This window comes from Caulobacter sp. SSI4214 (assembly GCF_012184455.1).
Taxonomy (GTDB): domain Bacteria; phylum Pseudomonadota; class Alphaproteobacteria; order Caulobacterales; family Caulobacteraceae; genus Caulobacter; species Caulobacter vibrioides_E.
In genome coordinates this window covers 57,007-80,293 of record NZ_SZWJ01000007.1, presented here as the reverse complement: position 1 = coordinate 80,293, position 23,287 = coordinate 57,007, and the positions used below count along the sequence as shown (strand labels likewise).

At 66.4% G+C, this 23,287-nt stretch carries 25 protein-coding genes; 11 read left to right on the top strand and 14 right to left on the bottom strand.

The genetic code is table 11. The features are described 5' to 3' along the window. Positions 1-30: 30 nt before the first annotated feature. The 5 genes from rimI to FCU40_RS03770 all read right to left on the bottom strand — a co-directional run bounded on the left by rimI (position 31) and on the right by FCU40_RS03770 (position 3,107). Positions 31-483, bottom strand: coding sequence for a ribosomal protein S18-alanine N-acetyltransferase (gene rimI, locus FCU40_RS03790; RefSeq protein ID WP_168073022.1), 453 nt, complete (start codon positions 481-483; stop codon positions 31-33). After that, positions 480-1,115, bottom strand: a complete 636-nt coding sequence (tsaB, locus tag FCU40_RS03785) for a tRNA (adenosine(37)-N6)-threonylcarbamoyltransferase complex dimerization subunit type 1 TsaB (protein WP_168073021.1) — start codon at positions 1,113-1,115, stop codon at positions 480-482. The genes rimI and tsaB overlap by 4 nt, the downstream gene beginning before the upstream one ends. Before the next feature lie 3 nt (positions 1,116-1,118). After that, positions 1,119-1,763: a DUF1131 family protein gene (locus FCU40_RS03780; protein ID WP_168073019.1), complete on the bottom strand. Its 645-nt coding sequence runs from the start codon at positions 1,761-1,763 to the stop codon at positions 1,119-1,121. Positions 1,764-1,853: 90 nt separating this feature from the next. Beyond that, positions 1,854-2,441, bottom strand: a complete 588-nt coding sequence (locus FCU40_RS03775) for a malonic semialdehyde reductase (RefSeq protein ID WP_168073018.1) — start codon at positions 2,439-2,441, stop codon at positions 1,854-1,856. A 96-nt stretch (positions 2,442-2,537) separates the two neighbouring features. Then, entirely contained in the window at positions 2,538-3,107 is a 570-nt protein-coding gene (locus tag FCU40_RS03770; RefSeq protein WP_168073016.1) for a NifU family protein, read from the bottom strand. A 146-nt stretch (positions 3,108-3,253) separates the two neighbouring features. On the opposite strand from FCU40_RS03770, the gene FCU40_RS03765 reads away from it, so the two are divergent. Further along, the gene (locus FCU40_RS03765) at positions 3,254-4,522 is read left to right on the top strand and encodes a cytochrome P450 (protein ID WP_168073014.1); all 1,269 of its coding nucleotides are present in this window, start codon (positions 3,254-3,256) and stop codon (positions 4,520-4,522) included. Positions 4,523-4,610: 88 nt separating this feature from the next. Here the strand turns inward: FCU40_RS03765 and trpS are convergent, their stop codons facing one another. The 7 genes from trpS to FCU40_RS03730 form a co-directional block, all read right to left on the bottom strand. Next, on the bottom strand, positions 4,611-5,657 hold the full coding sequence (gene trpS, locus FCU40_RS03760) for a tryptophan--tRNA ligase (RefSeq protein WP_168073013.1): 1,047 nt from the start codon (positions 5,655-5,657) through the stop codon (positions 4,611-4,613). A 175-nt stretch (positions 5,658-5,832) separates the two neighbouring features. Next, positions 5,833-7,461: a murein biosynthesis integral membrane protein MurJ gene (gene murJ / locus FCU40_RS03755; RefSeq protein ID WP_168073011.1), complete on the bottom strand. Its 1,629-nt coding sequence runs from the start codon at positions 7,459-7,461 to the stop codon at positions 5,833-5,835. Positions 7,462-7,542: 81 nt separating this feature from the next. Further along, on the bottom strand, positions 7,543-8,256 hold the full coding sequence (gene dnaQ, locus FCU40_RS03750; RefSeq protein WP_004618175.1) for a DNA polymerase III subunit epsilon: 714 nt from the start codon (positions 8,254-8,256) through the stop codon (positions 7,543-7,545). Positions 8,257-8,287: 31 nt separating this feature from the next. Continuing rightward, a complete protein-coding gene (gene coaE / locus FCU40_RS03745; protein ID WP_168073009.1) occupies positions 8,288-8,887 on the bottom strand; it encodes a dephospho-CoA kinase in 600 nt (199 codons plus the stop codon). A 3-nt stretch (positions 8,888-8,890) separates the two neighbouring features. Further along, on the bottom strand, positions 8,891-9,742 hold the full coding sequence (gene aroE, locus FCU40_RS03740) for a shikimate dehydrogenase (RefSeq protein WP_168073007.1): 852 nt from the start codon (positions 9,740-9,742) through the stop codon (positions 8,891-8,893). Continuing rightward, on the bottom strand, positions 9,739-10,332 hold the full coding sequence (locus FCU40_RS03735; RefSeq protein WP_168073005.1) for a Maf family protein: 594 nt from the start codon (positions 10,330-10,332) through the stop codon (positions 9,739-9,741). Before FCU40_RS03735 ends, aroE begins: the two co-directional genes overlap by 4 nt. Then, a complete protein-coding gene (locus FCU40_RS03730; protein WP_004618179.1) occupies positions 10,329-11,237 on the bottom strand; it encodes a pyruvate, water dikinase regulatory protein in 909 nt (302 codons plus the stop codon). Before FCU40_RS03730 ends, FCU40_RS03735 begins: the two co-directional genes overlap by 4 nt. A gap of 445 nt (positions 11,238-11,682) precedes the next feature. Between FCU40_RS03730 and hemE the strand changes: the two genes are divergently transcribed. From hemE to rho, 5 genes are all read left to right on the top strand, one after another. Further along, entirely contained in the window at positions 11,683-12,738 is a 1,056-nt protein-coding gene (gene hemE, locus FCU40_RS03725; protein WP_168073003.1) for a uroporphyrinogen decarboxylase, read from the top strand. Continuing rightward, positions 12,735-13,778, top strand: coding sequence for a ferrochelatase (gene hemH / locus FCU40_RS03720; protein ID WP_168073001.1), 1,044 nt, complete (start codon positions 12,735-12,737; stop codon positions 13,776-13,778). Before hemE ends, hemH begins: the two co-directional genes overlap by 4 nt. Further along, positions 13,739-14,242 carry a CopD family protein gene (locus FCU40_RS03715; RefSeq protein WP_168072999.1) on the top strand — a complete coding sequence of 168 codons (504 nt, stop codon included), beginning with the start codon at positions 13,739-13,741 and terminating at the stop codon, positions 14,240-14,242. The genes hemH and FCU40_RS03715 overlap by 40 nt, the downstream gene beginning before the upstream one ends. An 8-nt stretch (positions 14,243-14,250) precedes the next feature. Next, positions 14,251-14,670 (top strand): ribonuclease E inhibitor RraB, encoded by a 420-nt coding sequence (locus FCU40_RS03710; RefSeq protein ID WP_206677297.1) that lies wholly within the window; start codon positions 14,251-14,253, stop codon positions 14,668-14,670. 250 nt (positions 14,671-14,920) lie between these two features. Then, entirely contained in the window at positions 14,921-16,348 is a 1,428-nt protein-coding gene (rho, locus tag FCU40_RS03705) for a transcription termination factor Rho (RefSeq protein WP_168072997.1), read from the top strand. An 81-nt stretch (positions 16,349-16,429) separates the two neighbouring features. Here the strand turns inward: rho and FCU40_RS03700 are convergent, their stop codons facing one another. Further along, positions 16,430-17,395, bottom strand: a complete 966-nt coding sequence (locus FCU40_RS03700; RefSeq protein WP_168072995.1) for a quinone oxidoreductase — start codon at positions 17,393-17,395, stop codon at positions 16,430-16,432. Next, complete coding sequence (locus FCU40_RS03695) at positions 17,395-18,090, bottom strand: dienelactone hydrolase family protein (RefSeq protein ID WP_168072993.1); 696 nt, start codon at positions 18,088-18,090, stop codon at positions 17,395-17,397. Before FCU40_RS03695 ends, FCU40_RS03700 begins: the two co-directional genes overlap by 1 nt. Before the next feature lie 111 nt (positions 18,091-18,201). Between FCU40_RS03695 and FCU40_RS03690 the strand changes: the two genes are divergently transcribed. The 5 genes from FCU40_RS03690 (at position 18,202) to FCU40_RS03670 (ending at position 23,249) form a co-directional block, all read left to right on the top strand. Then, a complete protein-coding gene (locus FCU40_RS03690; RefSeq protein WP_004618186.1) occupies positions 18,202-18,447 on the top strand; it encodes a DUF6489 family protein in 246 nt (81 codons plus the stop codon). A gap of 4 nt (positions 18,448-18,451) precedes the next feature. Further along, a complete protein-coding gene (gene mnmE / locus FCU40_RS03685) occupies positions 18,452-19,792 on the top strand; it encodes a tRNA uridine-5-carboxymethylaminomethyl(34) synthesis GTPase MnmE (RefSeq protein WP_168072991.1) in 1,341 nt (446 codons plus the stop codon). A gap of 167 nt (positions 19,793-19,959) precedes the next feature. Then, positions 19,960-21,816: a tRNA uridine-5-carboxymethylaminomethyl(34) synthesis enzyme MnmG gene (mnmG, locus tag FCU40_RS03680; RefSeq protein WP_168072989.1), complete on the top strand. Its 1,857-nt coding sequence runs from the start codon at positions 19,960-19,962 to the stop codon at positions 21,814-21,816. Between the two features lie 49 nt (positions 21,817-21,865). Further along, positions 21,866-22,456 (top strand): 16S rRNA (guanine(527)-N(7))-methyltransferase RsmG, encoded by a 591-nt coding sequence (gene rsmG, locus FCU40_RS03675; RefSeq protein WP_168073035.1) that lies wholly within the window; start codon positions 21,866-21,868, stop codon positions 22,454-22,456. After that, positions 22,446-23,249, top strand: a complete 804-nt coding sequence (locus FCU40_RS03670; protein WP_004618190.1) for a ParA family protein — start codon at positions 22,446-22,448, stop codon at positions 23,247-23,249. The genes rsmG and FCU40_RS03670 overlap by 11 nt, the downstream gene beginning before the upstream one ends. The last annotated feature ends 38 nt before the right edge of the window (positions 23,250-23,287 follow it).

Here is a 23,287-nt window from a genome sequence, read left to right as displayed (position 1 = left end):
TGAGTCGCCGGCAAGATAGGCAATCAGCCCTTAAGTGTTAAGCGCCCGGCGCATGACCAGCGCGTCCTTGGCCCCATCTGGGTGAGGATAATAGCCCTTGCGGAGCCCGACCCGGGCGAAACCGGCCGACTGATAGAGCTCGATGGCCGGCGCGTTGTCGGCCGCGACCTCCAGGAACATCGCCTCGGCCCGGGTTTCGGCGGCGATTCCGGCGGCCATCTCGACCAGGGCCGCGCCCCAGCCGCGTCGGCGGGCGGCCGGATCGACGGCGATGGTCAGGATCTCGGCCTCGCCCGCGATCGAGCGGCACAGGATGAAGCCCTTGGACACCGCGGGCTCTCCAGCCTCGCCCAGCACGGCGAAGGCGCCCGGAGATTTCAGCAAGTCGTCGAACTCCACCGCCGTCCAGGGCCGGTCGAAGGCCTTGTCGTGCAGATCGGCGAGGTCGAAGGCGGCTTCGGAGCCGACGGGGCGCAGGTTCATGCGGCGGGCAGGGTGGCGTAGGGCGCGCGCAGATAGAGCGGCCGGGGCGAATGGGTCGGAACCGGCTTTCGATCGGCCAAGCGGGCGACGGCGACGGGATCGGGCGCGACGGGCGTCAGCACGGCGGCGTCCGGCAGCACATTGGCCAGCAACGGCGCGCCCGAGCCGACCAAGGTCGCCGGCCCGCCCGAATAGAGCTCGGCGAGGCGCGCGGCGGCCTCGCCCAGGCCCAGGGCGTCGGGCGCCATCAGCGACACGCCGTCGGAGAAGACCTGGATGTAGACCTGCTCCATCCGCGCATCCAGAACGGCCGCGACGAAGCCCTGGGTTCCGAAAGCCAGACTCTCCAGTGTGTTGACGCCCACGCAGGGGATCGACAACGCCGTGGCCAACCCCTTGGCGAAAGCCAGGCCGACGCGCAGGCCCGTGAACGAGCCGGGTCCGACGGTGACGCCGATGCGTTTTACGTCCTCGAAGGCCACGCCGGCCTCGGCGACGGTCTCGCGCGCGATGGGCCCGATCCGCTCCTGATGGCCGCGAGTCATCGGCTCGCTGCGCGCCGCCAGGACGCGTTCGCCGTCCAGAACGGCGACCGAGCTGGCGCCCAGACAGGTGTCGATCGAAAGGATCATGAGCTAGGCCGAGGCCACGTTGGCGCCCTCGGCGGGCCGCCAGACCAGCTCGTTCAGCTGACCCTTGGCCTTCAGGGCCGCCTCCGACGGCAGACCCTTGCCCGTATAGCCTGGCACGCCGAAGACATAGGACACGGTCGGCGCCTCGGGACGCACGCAGATGGTCTGGTTGACCTCGCGCCCCTCGCCGGCCCGGCAATGATCCAGCGTGAAGCCCAGGTCGCGCCACTTGGCCAGCAGCGCTTCGTCCTTGGGACCGCGCACGTCGCCGGCGGCGGCGCGGACATAGGCGATCTCGCCCTCGTCGGTCTTGCCGATCTCCAGCAGTGGGACCTTGTCCTGCTCGACATTGATGATCGGCTGGGCGGGACCTTCGCCGAAATGCAGGAAGGCCTGTTCGACCTTGGCCTTGGGGAAGAGAACCTTCAGCGTGGCCAGGTCGAAGGCGGTGGCGCCATTGATAGGCCCGACCCCGTCCTTGGTGATCTTCAGCACGCCGCCCGTATAGGGCGCGACCGCGACGCGGACGGGACCTTTGGGCGCCGCCTCGGACGGGCTGGCGTCGTGGGCGGCGGGCGTCTTTTCCCCCTGGCCGCAGGCGGCGAGCAGCAGGAGCGGCAGGGCGAGAAGCGCGGGACGAAAGGTCATGACGCGCTTCTAGCGAATCCGCGCCCGATGCACAAAAGCCCGTCGCCATTTTCGGGCGACGGGCTTTTGATCGTTAGAGACGTTCGCGGATCAGAGGATCTTCGCGGCCTCGTCGAAGTCGAGGCGCGGATTGCGCGGGAACAGGCCTTCTTCCGTGCCGTGGCCAATCGAGGCGATGAAATTGCTCTTGATGTTCGTGCCCGCGAAGAACTCGGCGTCGACGCCGGCGTTGTCGAAGCCCGACATCGGGCCGACGTCCAGGCCCAGGGCCCGCGCGGCCAGGATGAAGTAGCCGCCCTGCAGCGAGCTGTTGCGCAGCGCGCCCCATTCGCGGGCGGCCAGGTCGTTGAACCAGTCCTTCGCGCCGGGGGCGTGCGGGAACAGCTTCGGCAGGGTCTCCGGGAAGTCGAGGTCGTAGCCGACGATCACAGTGCACGGCGCCTGACGGATTTTCGCGGCGTTCGAGCCCGAGGACAGCTTGGCCAAACGCTCCTTGGCCTCTTCAGAGGTGAGGAAGTAGAAGCGCGCCGGGCTCGAGTTAGCGGCGGTCGGACCGAACTTGGTCAGCTCATAGAGTTCGCGCAGCACGCTCTCCGGCAGCGGCGCCGGATCCCAGCCGTTGCGGGTGCGGGCTTCGGTGAACAGCTGGGCGAGCGAGGCGTCTTCGAGCTTGGCCATGAGCGATCCTTACAAGGTCTATTCGCAACTCATATGGTTACAATATAGCCTTCGAGCCCAGACGGGCAACACCCGCGGCCACGGATCCGGTGAAAATCAGAGCGTCTGCTCGACCCGGGTCACTTCCGGCACATAGTGCTTGAGCATGTTCTCGACGCCCGACTTCAGGGTCGCCGAAGAGGACGGACAGCCCGAGCAGGCGCCGCGCATGTGCAGCCAGACCACGCCGGTCTTCGGCTCGAAGCGCGAGAAAACGATGTCGCCGCCGTCCTGGGCCACGGCCGGGCGGATGCGCGTGTCGAGAAGCTCCTTGATCTCGGCGACGATCTGCGAGGCGTCCTCGTCATAGTCGCCGTCGTCATGGCCGCCGGCCTCGACCGCGTCCAGCAGCAGCGGACGACCGCTGGTGAAGTGATCCATGATCGCCGCCAGGATCGGCGCCTTCAGATGCGGCCACTGGGCGTCCTCGCCCTTGGTCACGGTCAGGAAGTCGGGGCCGAAGAACACCCGCGTCACGTCGCCGAGCTCGAACAGCGCCTTGGCCAGGGGCGAGGCGTCGCCGTCCTCCGGGGTGCGGAATTCCCGCGCGCCCTCGCCCAGAACCTCTCGGCCAGGCAGGAACTTCAGGACCTCGGGATTGGGCGTGGTTTCGGTCTGGATGAACATGGCCTCCAGATGGACCTCGCGACGTGTTGACGCAAGACCGGCCGCCACGGCGCTCCAAGGACAAGGTCATCGAATTTTGAAAGTGACACAGGCGTCATTTTCTGGCGGTATGGACGAAAGAACAATGATCCGCGGGAGGATCCGAGATGAGCGATGGTTCGATCGACCTGAAGGACGCCGCGCGCGCCGAAGCCTATGCGACGCCGCTGGAGGAGTTTCACGTGGCCCGGCCGGCCCTGTTCCAGGCCGATGCGATGTGGCCCTTTTTCGAGCGGCTGCGGAAGGAGGACCCCGTCCACTTCTCCAAGGGGGATGAAGAGACTGGGCCTTATTGGTCGATCACCCGCTACGAAGACATCATGACCGTCGACACGACCCACCAGGTCTTCTCGTCGGACGCGCATCTGGGCGGCATCACCATCCGGAACTTCGACGAGGACTTCGTCCTGCCGATGTTCATCGCCATGGACCAGCCCAAGCACGATATCCAGCGCAAGACGGTCAGTCCGATCGTCTCGCCGACCAATCTGGCCAAGCTTGAAGGGATCATTCGCGAGCGGGTCCAGCGCATTCTCGACAGCCTGCCTATCGACGAGCCCTTCGACTGGGTCGATCGGGTGTCGATCGAGCTGACCACCCAGATGCTGGCCACCCTGTTCGATTTCCCCTGGGAAGAGCGCCGCAAGCTGACGCGCTGGTCGGACATCGCCACCGCCTCGCCCGAGAGCGGCATCATCGAAAGCGAGGAGGCCCGCCGCGCCGAGCTGATGGAGTGCCTGGGCTATTTCACCAATCTCTGGAACGAGCGGGTGAACCTGACCGAGCCGGGCAACGACCTGATCTCGATGCTGGCCCACGGCGAGGCCACCCGTGACATGCCGCCGATGGAGTATCTGGGGAACATCATCCTTCTGATTGTCGGCGGCAACGACACCACTCGTAACTCGATCACCGGCGGCCTCTACGCCCTGTCGAAAAATCCCCAGGAAGAAGCCAAGCTGCGCGCCGATCCCAGCCTGATCCCGAACATGGTCTCGGAGATCATCCGCTGGCAGACGCCCCTGGCCCACATGCGCCGCACGGCGCTGGCCGACTACGAGCTGAACGGCAAGACCATCAAGAAGGGCGACAAGGTCGTCATGTGGTACGTCTCGGGCAACCGCGACGACACGGTGATCGAGAACGCCGACCAGTTCATCATCGACCGCCCGCAAGCCCGCCGCCACCTGTCGTTCGGCTTCGGCATTCACCGCTGCGTCGGCAACCGCTTGGCCGAGATGCAGTTGAAGATCGTCTGGGAAGAGGTGCTTAAGCGCTTCCCCAAGATCGAGGTGCTGGAAGAGCCCAAGCGTGTCTACTCGACCTTCGTGAAGGGCTACGAGCGGATGATGGTGCGGATCCCCGAGCGGGTCTAGGCCGCGCCGCCCTCCCAAAAAAGATTCGCCGCGCCAGTCAGAGGCTGGCGCGGCGTTTTCGTATCGGGACCTTAGGGCGCCAAGGCGCTTAAGCCCCCCAGAAGCCGACCAGCTTCTTGACCTCGGCCAGGGTCGGGGCGGCGGCCTCGCGGGCCTTTTCAGCGCCCTTGGCCAGGATCGCGTCCAGCACCGCCGGATCGCCCAGCAGGCCTCGCATCTTCTCGCCGACCGGGGCCAGTTTCTCGACGGCCAGCTCGGCCAGGGCCGGCTTGAAGGTCCCAAAGCCCTTGCCCGCGTACTCGGCCAGCACCTCGGCCTTGGTCCGGCCAGAGAGCGCCGCGAAGATTCCGACCAGATTGTCGGCCTCGGCGCGGGCGCTCAGTTCGTCCAGGGTCTCGGGCAGAGGTTCGGGATCCGTGCGGGCCTTCTTGATCTTCTGGGCGATCGCGTCGGCGTCGTCGGTCAGGTTGATCCGCGAATAGTCCGATGGATCCGACTTGCTCATCTTGGCCGAGCCGTCGCGCAGGCTCATCACCCGCGCGCCCGGCCCCTGGATCAGCGGTTCGGGCTGCGGGAAGAACGCGGAAGCTCCCCCAGGGGCGCCGAAGTCGTGGTTGAACTTGGCGGCGATGTCGCGGGTCAGCTCCAGGTGCTGCTTCTGGTCCTCGCCGACCGGCACGTGGGTGGCCTTGTAGATCAGGATGTCGGCGGCTTGCAGCACCGGATAGGTGTAGAGACCCACCGAGCTGCGCTCCTTGTGCTTGCCGCTCTTTTCCTTGAACTGCGTCATGCGGTCCAACCAGCCTAGACGGGCGACGCAGTTGAAGATCCAGGCCAACTCGGCGTGCTCGCGCACCGCCGACTGCGGGAAGATCGTCGCCTTGTCCGGATCCAGGCCCGAGGCGATGTAGGCCGCCGCGATCTCGCGGGTCTGCTGGGCCAGCGCCGCCGGCTCCTGCCAGACGGTGATGGCGTGCATGTCCGCCACGAAGATGAAGGTGTCGATCTCGTGCTGCAGGCGGGCGAACTTCACCAAGGCGCCGAGATAGTTGCCCAGGTGCAGGGCGCCGGAGGGCTGCACGCCCGAAAGCACGCGGGACGGGCCCGTATAGGTGACGGGAGCTTGGTCGGTCATGGGTTCAGCCTTGCTGAGAAAATTTTGGGCTGTCGAATTCGACTGGAATGGCTCGGGCGCGCGGAAGCGCATCGCGTCGAAACGCGAGGATCGAGGTCAGTTGGAGCCGCGCCATCGCGGCGCGAGGGGACCGATCGGAGCCATGCCCGCTGGTTAGCCTCCTCGCGGGCGGGGATCAAGCCTTGCCGCGCCTCAGCGCCGCCTTCAGTTCGGCCGGCTTGACGCCGCCGAACAGGAACAGCAGCGGCGGATAGACGGCGAGACCGGCGAGGCAAGTCAGGGCCAGGGCGACTTCCTTGGCGCCCAGGGCGCGGCCGTGCAGACCGATGGCGCGCAGCGGCGCCTCGATGACGTCGCGATAGTGCGAGGCCGTCGCCAGCAGAAGACCCATGCCCAGACTGGCCAGCAGGGTGCGGATCAGACGCGACCAGGTCTGGCCCGAGGGGCCGTACTCGCCCTTGCGCGCCAGGACGAAAGCCATCTGGCCGACATTGAGCCACGAGGCGATGGCCGTCGCCGCGGCGATGCCCTTCACGCCCACCAGATGGAAAAGCACCACGCCGAACGCGATGTTCACGGCCACCGAGATCAGGGCGAAACGCATCGGGCTCTTGGTGTCGCCACGCGCGAAAAAGGCGCGAGAATAGAGCTGCTGCAGCACGAAGGCCGGCGTGCCCAGGCCGTAGAAGAACAGCGCCGCCGCCGTCTGGCTGGCGTCGAAGGCGGTGAACTGGCCGCGCGTGTAGAGGCCGTCCGAAAGGAAGCCGGGCATGGCGACCAAAGCGGCGGCGGCCGGCAGGGTCAGGGCCATGGCCAGGGTGATGGCCTGGTCCATGGCGCTCTGGGCGTCCTCGCGGTCGCCCGAGTGCACGGCGCGCGACAGACGCGGCAGCAACGCCACGCCGATGGCCACGCCCACAAGGCCCAGCGGCAGCTGGTAGAGCCGGTCGGCCGTCGCCAGCCAGGTCCGCCCGCCCGCCACGTGGCTGGCCAGATTGCCGGAAATGAAGATGTTGACCTGGGTCGCACTGGCCGCCAGGGCGCCGGGGATAGCTTTGCCGATCAGCGCGCGCACCTCGGGCGTCAGGCGCGGCAGCCGCCAGTGGACCTTGGCCCCGGACTTGTTGACGCCCCAGGTCAGCAGCGCCGCCTGAGCGACGCCGGCGGCGATGACCCCGACCGAGCCGGACTTCGCCGCGCCGATCGCCGTGGTCTGCGGCAGGATGAAGGCCAGGGTGAACAGGTTGAGCAGGATCGGCGCGCCGGCCGACAGGATGAAGCGGTCGCGGGCGTTCAACACGCCCGACAGGTGCGCCACGATCGCCATGCACGGCAGATAGGGCATGGTGATCTGGGTCAGCAGCACGGCCAGCTTGTACTTGGCCGGATCGGCGGCAAAGCCGGGGCTGATCAGCATCATCAGCCAGGGCATGGCCAGCTGGCAGACCACGGTGATGATGATGGTCGCCGCCGCCAGCGACGCCATGGCGTCGGCGGCCAGAATGTCGGCGACCTCCTCGCCATCGGTCTGCAGCGACTTGGCGTAGGCCGGCACGAAGGCGGCCGCGAAAGCGCCCTCCGCGAAGAACCGGCGGAACAGGTTGGGGAAGGCCAGGGCGGCGTTATAGGCGTCGGCGGCCGGCGTCAGGCTGGCCCCCATCCGATAAGAAACCGCGAGGTCCCGCGCGAAGCCCATGAACCGGCTGACCAGGGTCAGGCCGGAATAGATCATCGAGGACTTCAGCAGCCCGCCCTTCTTGGGGGCGGGGGCGTCGGCGGCGAGGGGCTGGGCGGCGTCGGTCACGTCCGGCTTCTGGGGTCTTGGCGAGAGGGCGTCAAGGGACTGGCCAACGCGCGCGCCTGCGGGAGGCTGGCGATCGTGCGATCAGCCCTCGGCCGACACCACGCCATGTTTGATCCACAGCGCCTGGTCCTTGAGGTTCTTGCGGACCCAGGCGGCGTGAACCTCACGCTCGGCGTCGGTCGAGCGGGGCGCCAGCGGACGTTGGCGAGCGCCGTAGGACCCTTGTCGCGCGGCGGAGACGGCCAGGACCTCGACGGCGTGGGTCAGCTCCAGGGCGCGCTCCTTGCCGCCCTGCAGTTCCAGATAGACCTCGGCCAGCAGGTGGGCGTCGATCAGCGCCCCGTGCTTTTCGCGGCTGTCCAGGCTGATCTTGAACCGCTTACACAGCGCGTCGAGCGAGTTATACATGCCCGGGAAGCGCTTCTTGGCCATGGCCAGGGTGTCGATCCAGCGCTCCTCGTGGATCGGCGTCTTGCCGCACTTCTCGAGTTCGAAATTGACGAACTGGCGGTCGAACGCCGCGTTGTGGGCGACCACGACGCTGTCCCCGACAAAGTCGATGAACCGATCGGCGATCTCATGGAACTTAGGCTTACCGGTCAGGAAGGCGCTGGACAGACCGTGGACCTTCTCGGCCTCCGCCGGCATGTCGCGGAGGGGGTCGCAATATTCATGGAATGAGCGGCCGGTGGGCATGAAGTCCACCACCTCGATGCAGCCGATTTCGACCAAGCGGTCGCCCGTCTTGGGATCGAAGCCGGTGGTTTCGGTGTCGAGGATGATTTCCCGGGCCATGATCCCTCCATGCGACCGTTCGCGGCCGGCTTCAAGCGGAGCGGGAGGTTCTCAACAGAGTCAGAAGGTCGCGGACCTGATCGCGGGCACAGTCCAGGCCCTGGCTCGTATCGATGACGAAGTCGGCCCGCGCGCGCTTTTCGGCGTCCGGCGTCTGACGCGCCAGGATCGCCTCGAACTTCTCGGGCGTCATGTCCGGGCGAGCCAGAACGCGCTGGCGCTGAACATCGGTGGGCGCGGAGACGACCACCACCTTGTCGACCTTCTTCTCGCCGCCGGTTTCGAACAGCAGGGGCACATCCAGCACGACGATCTCGTGGCCCTCGGCCTGGGCCTTCTCGAAAAAGCCGATGCGATGGGCGCCGACCAGCGGGTGAACGATCCGTTCCAGCTTGGCCAGGGCTTCTGAATCGCCGACCACCTGGGCGCTGAGCTTGGCCCGGTCGATGGCGCCATTGACGACCACGCCCGGAAACGCCGCCTCGACAGGGGCCACGGCCGCGCCGCCGCTCGCGTAAAGCGCGTGCACCGCCGCGTCGGAGTCGTAGACGGGCACGCCCTCGGCTTGAAACAAGGTCGCGGTGGTCGACTTGCCCATGCCGATCGACCCGGTCAGCCCCAGCACCAGCATGGCTCAGTCCTCGCCCAACAGTTTCAGCGCGATGGCCCGCACATCGACGTCGGCGGGCGGAGCGACGCCGTACATCGCCTCGAAACTTGGTTCGGCCTGACGCAACAGCATCTCCAGACCATCGACCACCCGGCGCCCGGTCGACCGAGCGCGTTGCAGGAATTCGGTGCGCAGCGGCTTATAGACCATGTCCATCACCACCGCTGTCTCCGGAGTCCGGGAAAGGTCGGCCGCCGGGCCGTCGCCGCCGCCCAGGCCCAGCGAAGTGGCGTTGATCACCAGGCCCGCCTCCGCCAGCAGGTGGGGGATGGTGGCTTCCTCGGCGGCGAAGACCTTGGTCCCGAAGGCGTCGACCAAGTCCTGGGCCCTCGCCAGGGTCCGGTTGACCACCGTCACCCGGGGCGCGCCAGCCAGAAGTAGCGCGGCCACGGCGCCCCGCGCCGCGCCCCCCGCGCCGAGGATCACCACCGGCGCGGCCGCGACGTCGAAGCCGGGCGCTTGAGACGCGATCGCGCTCAAGAGACCCGGCCCGTCGGTATTGTCGGCATGGACCGAGCCGTCCGGGTTGAAGATCAACAGATTGGCCGCCCCGGCCATCCGCGCCAGATCGCTGGCGGTGTCGGCGCGGGCCAGCGCCCGTTCCTTGAATGGAATGGTCACGTTTAGGCCTCGCACCGCTCCGCCGCGCAGGCCGTCTATGAACGTCTCGAACCGGTCGGCCGCCGGCGCGAAAGGAACATAGGCCGCGTCCAGGCCCGCCGCCTGGATCCAGGCGTTGTGCAGGATCGGGCTCATCGAATGGCGGATCGGCTGGCCACAGACGCCGCCGACGATCGCGGCTCCAGAGATCGTCATGCGGCGAGCGCTCCGTGAAGACGCAGGAAATCGAGCAGGCCGATCAGCGGCAGGCCCAGGATCGTGAAGTAGTCGCCATCGACCTGGCTGAACAGCTGAACGCCCTCGCTTTCCAGCTCGTAGCAACCGACCGACCACAGCAGGGCCTCGCCGCGACGCTCTATATAGGCGTCCAGCCAGGCTTCGCTGAACGAGCGCACCGTCAGCGCGGCGCTCTCGACCACGCGCCAGATCGGCTGGCCGTCGCGGGCGACGACGACGGCGGCGTGCAGCTTGTGGGTCTGGCCGCGCAATTCCAGAAGATGCTCGCGCGCCTGCGCCAGCGTCTCGGCCTTGTCGAACAGCTTGCCACGGAGATCGAGCGTCTGGTCGGCGCCGATCACCAGACCGGGACGCTTGGTCGAGACCTTGACCGCCTTCATCTCGGCCAGGGCGTCGGCGATGTCGCGCGGCGCGACCTGTTCGGCGAGCAAGGCGGCCTTGGCCGCGTCCTCGTCGACGCCGGGGCTCACCGCCTCGAAGGCGACGCCGGCGTTCTTGAGGATCATCTGTCGCGCGGAACTCTTCGAGGCGAGGGTGACGGGGGTCATCCCAGAACCTCGACCTTGCCGCGGCCGCCCGACAGCAGGTTGATGATCGCCGCCGCCGTTTCCTCGACCGAGCGCCGGGTTATGTCGATGACCGGCCAGTTCATCCGCTCGAACAGGCGCCGGGCGGCGATGATCTCCTGCCGCACCGCGTCGGCGTCGACATAGTCGCTCTCGCGGTTCTCCTTCAGCGACAGCAGCCGGTTACGGCGGATCTGGATCAGGCGGTCGGGCGAGGTGATCAGGCCGACGATCAGGGTGTTCTTCAGCTCGAACAGGTCCTGCGGCGGTGGCCGGCCCGGCACCAGCGGCACATTGGCGGCGCGCACGCCGCGATGGGCCAGATAGATGCATGTCGGGGTCTTCGAAGTCCGAGACACGCCGACCAGGATGACGTCGGCCTGGGTCAGGTCCTGGCCGCCTTGGCCATCGTCGTGGGCGATGGCGTAGTCCAAAGCCTCGATGCGGTCGAAATAGTCGTTGGTCAGGGCGTGCTGGGCGCCGACGCGGGTCGAAATCCGCGCGCCCAGATAGCGCGACATGGCGCTGATCACCGGATCCAGGGCCGCGATGCAAGGCATCTCCAGCTTGCGGCAACCTTCCTCGAGCGCGGCGCGCAGGCCCGGATCGACGATCGTATGCATCACCACGCCCGGCGCGCCGGCGATCTCTTCCAGCGCCCGATCCAGCTGCCGCGTGGACCGGACCAGGGCATAGATATGTTCGATCGGCAGAATATCGGTGAACCGCGCGCAGACGGCGCGGGCCATCGCGTTCAGGGTTTCGCCGGTGGAGTCCGACACCAGATGGATATGGAAATAGGTGGCGAAGCGCGGCGGGAGCCGCTCGCTCTCGCCGCCATGAGCCAGACTCTCCTGTGGATCATCCGTTAACGGTTGTTTAACCACTTGTCCTGCCCCTGGGGACGACCGGGGGCCGAATGGTCCGCCGAACGTCGTGACACGGCGCCGCTGTGATCAACGGTCGCATTTCCCGCCTACCATCCCCAAGCTCGCGCCGCATCCCCCGATAAGGGGATAGGGCTTGTCCAAACCAGAGGACGGAGTCGAGCGCGGTCTTTATCGGACCCTTCGATGCGTTAAGCGTTCGTTAAGAAATTCAACGCGCTGTCAAGCTGTCCACACGATTAACAAAGCCTTAACCACATGTGGGAAGGCCTGGGGGCGGAAGCGGATGGACTGTGCGAGTCACGCGCCAAAAGGGCGTTTTCCCCACTTTGCGGTTGCCCTGCCTCGACCTCTTTCAATCTTAATTTCTTATTAAGAAATGATAGGAGGGTCTTAAGGGACTTACGGGCTTGAGCGCGGGCTCTCGCCGGGCTTTAACGCGGACATGACGTCTTCGGCCCCAAAGTCCCAACAAACGGTTAAATTTCTCTCGGCGCTCTCGGGCGAGACACACGCCCATCCGCCGATCTGGTTCATGCGTCAGGCGGGGCGGTATCTGCCGGAGTATCGCGCGGTGCGCGCCACGGCGCCGGACTTCATTAGCTTCTGCTTCGATCCGGAAAAGGCGGCCGAGGTCACGCTGCAACCGATGCGGCGCTTTCCGTTCGACGCGGCCATCGTTTTCGCCGACATCCTGCTGATCCCCGGCGCTCTGGGCCAGAGGGTCTGGTTCGAGGCCGGCGAAGGTCCCAAGCTCGGCGAGATGCCGTCGGTCGAGTCCATGGCCGAAAGGGCCGGCGAGGCGGGCAAGGCCCTATCGCTCGTCGGGGAGACGCTGACGAAGGTTCGCTCGGCGCTCGATCCGTCGAAGGCCCTGATTGGCTTCGCCGGCGCGCCCTGGACCGTGGCGACCTACATGATCGAAAAGGGCTCCAGCGATCGCAGCGGCGCGCGCACCTTCGCCTACCAGAACCCCGACACCACCGACGCCCTGATCCAGGTGCTGGTCGACTCGACGGTCGATTACCTGGCCATGCAGGTCGATGCGGGCGCTCAGGCCGTGAAGCTGTTTGAGAGCTGGGCCGAGGGTCTTTCCGAGCCGCTGTTCGACCGCCTGGTCACCCAGCCGCACAAGAAGATCGTCGAGGGCCTGCGCGCCCGGGGCGTCACCGTGCCGATCATCGGCTTCCCGCGCGGGGCCGGCGCCCTGGTGGAGAACTATGCCGCCCAGGTCCCGGTGCAGGGCGTGGCGCTCGACACCCAGGCCAGCGCCAAGCTTGGCCAAGCGATCCAGAAGAGCAAGACGATCCAGGGCGCGCTCGATCCGCTGCTGCTGCGGGCCGGCGGCGACGCGCTGCTCAAGCGGGTGGACGAACTGCTCGAACAGTGGAACCAGGGTCCCTATATCTTCAACCTGGGGCATGGGATCCTGCCGGACACGCCGATCGCGCACGTCGAGGCGGTGCTGGAGCGGGTGACCGGACAGAAGGTGGTCAAGTGAGCCGGAAGCTCGCCGTCGTCCTGTTCAATCTCGGCGGACCCGACGGTCCGCGCGCCGTCCGGCCGTTCCTGTTCAACCTGTTCCGCGACCCGGCGATCATCGGCGCGCCGGCCCTGATCCGCTATCCGCTGGCGGCCCTGATCTCGGCGACGCGCGAGAAGATGGCTAAGGCCAACTACGCGATCATGGGCGGCGGCTCGCCGCTGCTGCCGGAGACGAAGAAGCAGGCGCAGGCGCTCGAGCAGGCCCTGGCGGTCGCTCTGCCAGGCGTCGAGGCCAAGTGTTTCATCGCCATGCGCTACTGGCATCCGCTGACCGGCGAGACGGCGCGCCAGGTCGCGGCCTTCGCCCCGGACGAGGTCGTGCTGCTGCCGCTCTATCCGCAGTTCTCGACCACCACGACCGGCTCGTCGCTCAAGGCGTGGCGCAAGGCCTACAAGGGCTCGGGCGCCGAGACGACCGTCTGCTGCTATCCGACCGAGGCGGGACTGATCGACGCCCACGCCCGGATGATCCGCGAGACCTGGGAGAAGGCCGGCTCGCCGACCAACATCCGTCTGCTGTTCTCGGCACACGGTCTGCCGGAAAAGGTCATTCTGGCCGGCGACCCCTACCAGAAGCAGATCGAGGCCACGGCCGCCGCCGTCGCCGCCAAGCTGCCGGCCGGGATCGACTGGACCGTCTGTTACCAGAGCCGGGTCGGACCGCTGAAATGGATCGGCCCTTCGACCGACGAGGAGATCCGCCGCGCCGGCGCCGAGGGCAAGGGCGTGATGATCACCCCGATCGCTTTCGTCTCCGAGCACGTCGAGACCCTGGTCGAACTCGACCACGAATACGCCGAGCTGGCGAAAGAGGTCGGCGCCGCGCCCTACGTTCGCGTCCCGGCCCTGGGCGGCGCGCCGGAGTTTATCGACGGCTTGGCCAGCGCCGTTCGCAGCGCTCTGGCTGAACGCGCCGGTTCGGTCGCCCCGGCCTGCGGCTGGCGCTGCGGTCCTGAATGGTCGAAGTGCCCGTGCCGAGAGGGAGCCGCGGCGTGATGGATTTCCTGGTGGCGCACTTCAACCTGGTGCGCGGGCTTCACATCCTGTCGGTCATCGCCTTCATGGCCGGGATGCTCTATCTGCCGCGCCTGTTCGTCTATCACAGCAAGGCCGCGCCGGGCTCGGAGATGGCGGAGACCTTCACGGTCATGGAACGCCGTCTCCTGCGCGGGATCATCAATCCGGCCTCGATCGCCACGGCACTGTTCGGCCTGGGTCTGATCCTGGCCGACAGCCAGATCCGGGGCTGGAGTTTCCTGGCCGAGCCCTGGATGGCGACCAAGCTGGTCGCTCTGGTCGGGCTCTACGGCTTCCATGGTTTCCTGTCGGCCTCGCGCAAGAAGTTCGAGAAGGGCGTCTATCCTCGCTCGGAAAAGTTCTGGCGCATGGTCAACGAGATCCCGTTCGTGCTGGCGATCGTGATCGTGCTTTCGGTGACGACCAAGTTCCTGAGCCACTGAGGCGCGCCTTGGCCGCGAAGAAGTTTCTGATCCCCGCGATCTTGTCGGCCATTCTAGCGGTAGCTGAACCTTCGCTGGCGGAGACGATCTCCCGACAACAGCTTGTCGAAATGTTTTCCAACATGCGGGCAAACCCGTCCTGGAACGTGGATGGTCCGTTACTTTGGGGCTATTTCTTCACTTCGCCAAAGCAAGCCGCGCTGGAGCCGTTGGCGAAGATTTTGGCGGATCGCGGCTATCGGTTGGTCGGCATTTATGCCGGAGACAAGGCAAGCCCTGTTGATTCGGACGTGTGGTGGCTACATGTCGAACGCGTCGAGACACACACCGTCGACAGCCTTCAGGCCCGCAACATTGAGTTTTACGGATTAGCTGGAAAGTTCTCGGGCGTGCACTACGACGGCATGGATGTGGGGCCCGCCCCTTAGTCAGGCGCTTGACCCGCCGCGCGCCGCGTGATTTGCATCCCGCATAGGTTCGGCGTCGCCGGACCGCCTCCTTTCACGGACCGGCGCCCGTCCTGGCGCGCCCCGCGAGCCTTCCGCTCCAAGGTCCGTTCCCCGAACGATCCGCGTCATCGTCAATCGACGCGCATGTCCCGGTCCTACTGGGCGTGACCCATGAAGTTCTACCGGCCGGACTCCGTCGTGGGGCCCGCGCCCACCCTTGAGTCTTGTCATGACCGAAGAAACCGAAAACGAAATCCCGGGCGCCGAAGATGCGGCCATCGAAGAGACCGTCGCGGACACCGCCGACATCGCCACCGAAGCTTCGGTCGAAACTGAAGCGGAGGGCGAGGACGAAGGCTCCAGCATCGCCGACGCCGTCGCGGCCCTGGGCCTGAAGTCCATGTCCCTGCAGGAGCTGAAGGAGAAGTCCCCGGCCGACCTGCTGGCGTTCGCCGAGACCTTCGAGGTCGAGAACGCCAACTCCATGCGCAAGCAGGACATGATGTTCGCGATCCTGAAGACCCTCGCCGAGGAAGGCGTGGAGATCTCGGGTTCGGGCACCATGGAAGTGCTGCAGGACGGCTTTGGCTTCCTGCGCTCGCCGGAAGCCAACTATCTTCCGGGTCCGGACGACATCTACGTCTCGCCGTCGCAGATCCGGAAGTATGGCCTGCGCACCGGCGACAGCGTCGAGGGCGCGATCCGCTCGCCACGCGAAGGCGAGCGCTACTTCGCCCTGACCAGCGTCTCGAAGATCAACTTCGAAAGCCCCGAGAACGTGCGCCACAAGGTGCACTTCGACAACCTGACGCCGCTCTATCCGGAAGAGCGACTGCACATGGAGCTGCCGGACCCGACGATCAAGGATCGCTCGGGCCGCGTCATCGATATCGTCGCCCCGCTGGGCAAGGGCCAGCGCTGCCTGATCGTCGCCCCGCCGCGCGTGGGTAAGACGGTGATGCTGCAGAACATCGCCAAGTCCATTGAGACCAACCACCCCGAGTGCTACCTGATCGTCCTCCTGATCGACGAGCGCCCGGAAGAAGTCACCGACATGCAGCGCACGGTGAAGGGCGAGGTGATTGCCTCGACCTTCGACGAGCCGGCGACCCGCCACGTCCAGGTGGCAGAGATGGTCATCGAGAAGGCCAAGCGCCTGGTCGAGCACAAGCGCGACGTCGTCATCCTGCTGGACTCGGTCACCCGCCTGGGCCGCGCCTACAACACCACGGTCCCGTCGTCGGGCAAGGTGCTGACCGGCGGTGTCGACGCCAACGCCCTGCAGCGCCCGAAGCGTTTCTTCGGCGCCGCCCGTAACGTCGAGGAGGGCGGCTCGCTGTCGATCATCGCCACGGCCCTGATCGACACCGGCAGCCGCATGGACGAAGTCATCTTCGAAGAGTTCAAGGGCACCGGTAACTCGGAAATCGTCTTGGACCGCAAGGTGGCCGACAAGCGCATCTTCCCGGCCATCGACGTGCTCAAGTCCGGCACCCGCAAGGAAGAGCTGATCACGCCGAAGGACCAGCTGCAGAAGACCTACGTCCTGCGCCGCATCCTCAACCCGATGGGCGCCTCGGACGCGATCGAGTTCCTGCTCGACAAGCTGCGCCAGTCGAAGACCAACGGCGATTTCTTCCAGTCGATGAACACCTGAGTCCAGCCCGACTCGTTCGGAAAGAGAAAGGCCCCGGTAATACCCGGGGCCTTTTTTGTTGGTCGTACCGCTGGCGTCAGCCTACGGGACCAGCAATGTCGCGCCCGTGGTCTTTCGGCCTTCCAGGGCCTCGTGTGCGGCGCGGGCCTCGGCCAGGGGGAAGGTCTGGCCGATGTCGATTTTCACCGCGCCGGAGGCGAGGACGGCGAATAGCGCCGCGGCGCTCTCATCCAACTCTTCGGTCGTGGCGATATAGTCGAACAGGCGGGGGCGGGTCACGAACAGCGACTTGGCCCCTAGGTCCAGCGGCGGGAAGGGCGGGACTGGACCCGAGGCATTGCCGAAGGTCACCAGCGTCCCTCGGCGGGACAGACTTTTCAGGCTGGCGTCCCAGGTGTCTTTCCCCACGCCGTCATAAACGACCGCGACGCCCTGGCCGTTGGTGATCTCGGCGACCTGGGCCGCGATGTCTTCGTCGCTGTAATCGATCAGATGATCGGCGCCCAGGTCCTTCGCCACGGCCAGTTTGGCCTTCGAGCCGGCGGTGGCGATTACCGTCGCGCCCAAGGCCTTGCACCATTGCACCAGGATCTGGCCGACGCCGCCGGCGGCCGCGTGGATCAGCACGCGATCACCGGGTTTCACGTGGAAACATCGGCGGACCAGAAACTCCGCGGTCATGCCCTTGAGCATCGCCGCCGCCGCCGTCTCTAGGCTCACGCCATCCGGAACCTTCACGGCTCGGTCGGCCGGGACCACGGCCGCCTGGGCATAGGCTCCGAGCGTCCCATTGTACGCCACGCGGTCGCCCGGCCTGAACCGCGTGACGGTCTCGCCGATCGCCTCGACGACGCCCGCCGCCTCCAGCCCGATCACGGCCGGCAGCTTCAGCGGATAGAGCCCGGAGCGATGATAGGTGTCGATATAGTTCAGACCGATGGCGTGGTGTTTGACCAGAATCTGCCCGGCCGCCGGCGAGGGAACCTCGACCTCGACGGCCTTCAGCACCTCGGGTCCGCCTGTGTGAACCGCCTGGACGGCCAGCATCAGCCCAGCGCCTTCTTGAAGAAAGCGAGGCTCAGGGCGTTGGCCTTCGCCGCGTCACCGGTGTCGTAGTGTGCGCCGCCCTCGCGGGCGAACGCGTGGTCTCGGCCAGGATAGGTGTGGATTTCGATCTGGGGATGGTCCTTCAGCGCCTGCAGGATCACCTGCTGGGCTTCCGGCGGGACGAACTGATCCTTCTCCGCGATATGCATCAGCAGCGGATGGTTCAGCTTCTCGGCCTCGCCAACGTGCTTTTCGATACCCACGCCATAGTACGAGACCGCGGCGTCGGCGTCCGTGCGCGTCGCGGTCAGGAAGGCGAGCAGCCCGCCGAGGCAATAGCCGACGGCGCCGACCTTGCCCTCGACGCCGGGCATCGCGCGGATCGCGGTGATGGTGGCGGCGATGTCGTTGACACCCGTGTCCACATCGAAGGCATTGAACAGCTCGAAGGCGCGCTTCCATTCGGCTTCGGACTGGTCGGTGATGTCGATGCCGGGCTCGATCCGCCAGAACAGATCGGGGCACACGGCGACATAGCCTTGCGCGGCCAGGCCGTCACAGATGTCGCGCATCACCTTATTGACGCCGAAGATCTCCTGGATCACGAGGATGGCGGGAGCCTTGTCCGCCTCCGGGCGCGCCACATAGGCCGAGAAATCGCCGTCCGGCGTGGTGATCGTGAGGGTCTCGCTCATCGCAGCTCTCCGTCCATACTGGTCGATGTGACTTTCGACCAAAGCGCTCTAACCTGCGCCGACGGGCTTGCCCCATAACAATATCGTGCCCTGACCGAAGGGAACCACCCGATGAAGATGACCATCGAGATTGATTGCACGCCCGTCGAGGCGCGAGCCTTTTTAGGGCTTCCGGATGTCAGCGGTTTGAACGAGCACCTCGTCAAGGAGATGCAGAATCGGATGGACGCCAATATGGCGATGCTGGCCCCGGACGAACTGTTGAAGAACTGGATGGCGTTCGGCGCCGGGGCGCAGGAACAGTTCCGGAAGTTGATGACGGCCGCCGCCGGCGCGGCCGCCGGCAAACGCGACTGAGATCATGACCGATACGATCTTCGCCCCGGCCACCGCGCCGGGACGATCGGCCGTGGCCGTGGTGCGGGTCTCGGGTCCGGCGACGCTGTCTATCGTCAAAGCGCTGTGCGGGTCCGCGCCGCGCCCGCGCTTGGCGGTGCTCAGGACCTTGCGCCACGAGGGCGTGGCGCTGGATGAGGCGCTGGTTTTGAGGTTCGAAGGTCCGGCCAGCTATACCGGAGAGGACAGCGCGGAGTTTCACGTGCACGGCGGCAGGGCCGTCGTCGAGGCGCTGATGTCGGCCTTGGCCGGGCTCGGCGCGCGCTTGGCCGAACCCGGGGAGTTCACTCGTCGCGCGTTTGAAAACGGCAAGCTGGACCTGGCCCAGGCCGAGGGCGTGGCCGACCTCATCGACGCTGAGACCGAGGCGCAGCGACGACAGGCCCTGGGTCAATTGGGAGGCGCCTTGAGCCAGCGCTACGATCGTTGGCGCGACCTGTTGGTTCAGTCCCAGGCGATGCTCGAAGCGGCGGTCGACTTCCCTGATGAGGACCTTCCCGAGGCCGTCGCGGAGCGCGCTCGGCCGGCCTTGAGAACCTTGAAAGCCGAACTCGATCTCGCGCTCGCCGATGTGGCCCGTGGTCGCCGGGTTCGCGATGGCTTCCGGATCGCCTTGATCGGGGCGCCGAACGCCGGGAAGAGCACGCTGCTCAACGGTCTTGCCGAGCGGGAGGCGGCGATCGTTACGGACACACCCGGTACGACTCGGGATGTCATTGAAGTTCCGTTGGTGCTCGGAGGCTATAAGGTTCTTCTGGCCGACACGGCGGGGATTCGGGAGACGTCGGACGCCATCGAGGCCGAGGGGGTGAGACGGGCGCGGGCCTGGGCCGAGGATGCTGACCTAAGGCTTTGGGTCGTCGACGGGTTTCACGTGAAACATCGCGTGGAGCTTGAGGACGCCGTTCGGCCCGGCGACTGGCTGGTGCTGAACAAGGTGGATATCGCCCAAACCCTGACGCTCGACGAAGCGGAGCGCTGGGCCCGACGGGAGGGGCTTGAGGTTGTTCGTCTGTCCGCGCGATCGGCTTCCGCGCTGGATGATCTTCGAGGCAGGCTTGCGGCTGCCGTCGCCGACGCGTTGTCCGGCGCCGACTTTCCCGCCGCGACGCGTTTGCGTCATGCCGAACGGCTTCGGGAGGCCCAGAGCTACCTGGCCCGCGCGCTATCCGACGCCGGCCTGGAAGTCGAGCTGGCGGCCGAGGACGTTCGCTTGGCGGCTCGGGCCCTGGAAAAGATCACGGGCCGGGTCGACCCCGAGGATGTTCTGGGTCGTGTCTTCTCGACCTTTTGCATCGGCAAGTGATGTTCCACGTGAAACACGCGCCGACTATCCACAGGCTGCTCACAGCTGCGGTTAGGGCGTTTCACGTGGAACGCCGACGAGTCACATCGACCTGATCGCCTGATTGGCGTATATGTCGAGTCCAACGCCCCCGCCCGTCGGGGGCGTTCGCATTGAGGCCGAGTCTCTTGTCCAACTCCTGGGATGTCATTGTCATTGGCGGCGGCCACGCCGGCTGCGAAGCGGCGACCGCGTCCGCGCGTGCGGGCGCGCGCACCTTGTTGCTGACGCATAAGCTCGAAACCATCGGCGAAATGTCCTGCAATCCGGCCATCGGGGGGCTGGGCAAGGGGCATCTCGTCCGCGAGATCGACGCCCTGGACGGCGTGATGGGCCGTATTGCCGACAGGTCCGGCATTCAGTTTCGCATGCTGAACCGGTCGAAGGGACCGGCGGTGCGAGGCCCACGGTCGCAGATCGATCGCCGTCTCTATCGCGAGGCCATGCAGGCCGAACTGGCGTCGACGCCGAATCTCGACGTCATCGCCGCCGCCGCCGAGGACCTGATCGTGGAGGCCGGCGCGGTCGCGGGCGTGATCGACGCTGGGGCCCGCGCCTACCGCGCTTCACGTGTAATCCTGACCACCGGCACCTTCTTGAAGGGCGTGATCCATCGCGGCGAGGATCGCATTCCCGCAGGTCGGGTCGGCGATCAGCCCTCGATCGGTTTGGCCGACCGGCTTTACGCCTTAGACTTCCAGATGGGCCGGCTGAAGACCGGAACGCCGGCGCGCCTGGATGGCAGGACGATCGCCTGGGACCGGCTGGAGAGCCAAGCCGCTGACGACTCGCCGATCCCATTCTCGTCCCTGACCGACAAGATTGACGTTCCTCAGATCGCTTGCGGGATCACCTTCACGACCGAGGAAACCCATCGGATCATCGCCGAGCGGATCGGGGAGTCCCTGGTCTATAGCGGCCGCGCCTCGGGCGTTGGGCCCCGCTATTGTCCCTCGATCGAGGACAAGGTTGTCCGGTTCGCGGACAAGACCAGCCATCAGATTTTTCTCGAGCCCGAAGGCCTCGACGACAACACCGTTTATCCCAACGGCATTTCCACGTCGGTTTCGGAAGAAACCCAGCTGCTGTTCCTGCGCACGATCCCTGGCCTGGAGAAGGTCGAGGTGATCCGCTACGGCTATGCGATCGAATACGACTATGTCGACCCGCGCGAGCTGTACGCCACGCTGGAGACCAAGCGTCTGCCCGGGCTCTATCTGGCGGGCCAGATCAACGGCACCACCGGCTATGAAGAGGCGGGCGCCCAGGGCTTGGTGGCCGGTCTGAACGCGGCCCTGGCCGTGCAGGGGAGGTCGCCGGCGATCTTCGCTCGGGATGAGGCCTATATCGGGGTGATGATCGACGACCTCGTCACGCGGGGCGTGACCGAGCCCTATAGAATGTTTACCAGCCGTGCCGAATTCCGCCTGACACTTCGCGCCGATAACGCCGACCAGAGGCTGACCGATCGCGGGATCGCCTTGGGTGTCGTCGGCGCGCGGCGGGCGGCCGCTTGGGCCGACAAGAAGGCCCGTCTGGAAGCGGCGCGCGGTTTTGCGCGTTCGGTCAGCCTGACCCCGAACGAGGCGGTAAAGGCGGGCTTCAAGGTCAATAGCGACGGTGTGCGACGTGACGTGTTCGCCATGCTGGCCTATCCCGATGTGACCCTCGACGACCTGGGCCGGGTTTGGCCCGAGGTTTTCACGTGGAACACCGATGTCCGCGAGCAGATCGAGATCGAGGCCGCCTATGCCGGTTATCTGGATCGCCAGCGGGCCGACGCCGAGTCGCTGCGCAAGGACGAGGACCTGCGCCTGCCCACCGATCTCGACTACGGGGAAATTGGCGGCCTGTCGAACGAAGTGCGGGAAAAGCTGGCGCGGGTCCGGCCGCTGACCCTGGGCCAAGCGGCCCGCATCGAAGGCGTGACCCCTGGGGCGCTGACCGCATTGCTGGCCTATGTGAGGCGCGGCCGTGCAGCCTGAAGCCGTGCTCGTCGAACCGCCCGTCCTGGACGCGGCGGGCTATCAAGCCATGACGGGCGCGTCGGACGGCCAGCTCGCCGATCTCGCGCGCTATCAGACGCTGCTGGCCGAGTGGAATGAGGTGATGAACCTGGTCGGCCCGCTGACCATCGCCACCTACTGGACCCGTCACGCGCTGGACAGCGCCCAGCTTCTGGCCTTCGCGCCGGACGCTCTGACCTGGGCGGATCTGGGCGCCGGCGCCGGCCTGCCTGGCGTGGTGCTGGCCATACTTCTGAAGGGTAGGGCCGGGGCGCGGGTGCATCTGGTGGAATCGATGACCAAGCGCTGCCGTTTTCTGGAGGTGGTGGCGAAGGATCTTGATCTGCCGGTCCAGATCCACAATGCGCGCGCGGAGGATCTGAGCCTGAAGGTCGACGTCGTGACGGCCCGGGCCTGCGCGCCGATGACCAAGCTGCTCGGCTTCGCCGAACCCTATCTGCGCAGGGGCGCGACCGGTCTTTTCCTCAAAGGCCAGGACGTCGCGACCGAGCTCTCGGAGGCCAAGAAGGCCTGGAACTTCGAGAGTGATCTGCATCCCAGTCAAAGCGACCCCCGGGGTCGTATCGTTCAAGTGAAGAGGTTTTCCCGTGTCCGCTAATCCTCTCCGCGTTTTCGCCATCGCCAACCAGAAGGGCGGGGTGGGCAAGACCACCACCGCCATCAACCTCGGCACCGCCCTGGCCGCGTGCGGCGAGCGTGTGCTGCTGATCGACGCCGACCCGCAAGGCAATTGTTCCACGGGGCTGGGGATCGGCCGCACCGCGCGCCGAACCACCCTCTATGACGTGCTGATGGGCGAGGCGCCCGTGGTCGACGCGGCCGTGAAGACCGAGCTGCCTGGCCTGGACGTCATACCGGCCGACGCCGATCTCTCGGGCATCGAGATCGAGCTGGGTCAGACCGCCCGTCGGTCCTACCGGCTGCGCGACGCCCTGGAGCCGATCCGCGCTAACGGCCCTTACACCTATGTGCTGATCGACTGCCCGCCGTCCCTGAACGTGCTGACCGTCAACGCCATGACCGCCGCCGACGCGGTGTTCGTGCCCTTGCAGTGCGAGTTCTTCGCCCTCGAAGGGCTGACTCAGCTGATGCGGACCATCGAACGCATTCGCGGCAGCCTCAATCCGCGCCTCGAAATCCAGGGCGTCGTGCTGACCATGTACGACCGGCGCAACAGCCTGTCCGAGCAGGTGGCCCGGGATGTCCGCGAGTACTTCGGCGACAAGGTCTATGACGCGATCATTCCGCGCAATGTGCGCGTCTCCGAGGCCCCGTCGTTCGGCAAGCCCGTCCTGCTGTATGATCTCAAGTGCGCCGGCAGTCAGGCTTATCTGAAGCTGGCGCGCGAAGTGATCAGCCGCGAGCGCGATCGCCAGGCCCAGGCGGCCTGATCCCGAGTTTCCAAGTATCGATACCGAGTTTGACCGAG

What these genes read in the sequence shown, in the direction of transcription:
- dnaQ (WP_004618175.1), bottom strand. Translation starts at nt 8,256, where the DNA reads ATGGCCCGGGAAATCATCCTCGACACCGAAACCACCGGCTTCGATCCC.
- FCU40_RS03735 (WP_168073005.1), bottom strand. Translation starts at nt 10,332, where the DNA reads ATGACCCCCGTCACCCTCGCCTCGAAGAGTTCCGCGCGACAGATGATC.
- tsaB (WP_168073021.1), bottom strand. Translation starts at nt 1,115, where the DNA reads ATGATCCTTTCGATCGACACCTGTCTGGGCGCCAGCTCGGTCGCCGTT.
- FCU40_RS03690 (WP_004618186.1), top strand. Translation starts at nt 18,202, where the DNA reads ATGAAGATGACCATCGAGATTGATTGCACGCCCGTCGAGGCGCGAGCC.
- rimI (WP_168073022.1), bottom strand. Translation starts at nt 483, where the DNA reads ATGAACCTGCGCCCCGTCGGCTCCGAAGCCGCCTTCGACCTCGCCGAT.
- FCU40_RS03770 (WP_168073016.1), bottom strand. Translation starts at nt 3,107, where the DNA reads ATGTTCATCCAGACCGAAACCACGCCCAATCCCGAGGTCCTGAAGTTC.
- rho (WP_168072997.1), top strand. Translation starts at nt 14,921, where the DNA reads ATGACCGAAGAAACCGAAAACGAAATCCCGGGCGCCGAAGATGCGGCC.
- rsmG (WP_168073035.1), top strand. Translation starts at nt 21,866, where the DNA reads ATGACGGGCGCGTCGGACGGCCAGCTCGCCGATCTCGCGCGCTATCAG.
- FCU40_RS03715 (WP_168072999.1), top strand. Translation starts at nt 13,739, where the DNA reads ATGGTCGAAGTGCCCGTGCCGAGAGGGAGCCGCGGCGTGATGGATTTC.
- FCU40_RS03780 (WP_168073019.1), bottom strand. Translation starts at nt 1,763, where the DNA reads ATGACCTTTCGTCCCGCGCTTCTCGCCCTGCCGCTCCTGCTGCTCGCC.
- FCU40_RS03775 (WP_168073018.1), bottom strand. Translation starts at nt 2,441, where the DNA reads ATGGCCAAGCTCGAAGACGCCTCGCTCGCCCAGCTGTTCACCGAAGCC.
- FCU40_RS03695 (WP_168072993.1), bottom strand. Translation starts at nt 18,090, where the DNA reads ATGAGCGAGACCCTCACGATCACCACGCCGGACGGCGATTTCTCGGCC.
- FCU40_RS03700 (WP_168072995.1), bottom strand. Translation starts at nt 17,395, where the DNA reads ATGCTGGCCGTCCAGGCGGTTCACACAGGCGGACCCGAGGTGCTGAAG.
- mnmE (WP_168072991.1), top strand. Translation starts at nt 18,452, where the DNA reads ATGACCGATACGATCTTCGCCCCGGCCACCGCGCCGGGACGATCGGCC.
- hemE (WP_168073003.1), top strand. Translation starts at nt 11,683, where the DNA reads ATGACGTCTTCGGCCCCAAAGTCCCAACAAACGGTTAAATTTCTCTCG.
- trpS (WP_168073013.1), bottom strand. Translation starts at nt 5,657, where the DNA reads ATGACCGACCAAGCTCCCGTCACCTATACGGGCCCGTCCCGCGTGCTT.
- FCU40_RS03765 (WP_168073014.1), top strand. Translation starts at nt 3,254, where the DNA reads ATGAGCGATGGTTCGATCGACCTGAAGGACGCCGCGCGCGCCGAAGCC.
- coaE (WP_168073009.1), bottom strand. Translation starts at nt 8,887, where the DNA reads ATGCTGGTGCTGGGGCTGACCGGGTCGATCGGCATGGGCAAGTCGACC.
- aroE (WP_168073007.1), bottom strand. Translation starts at nt 9,742, where the DNA reads ATGACGATCTCTGGAGCCGCGATCGTCGGCGGCGTCTGTGGCCAGCCG.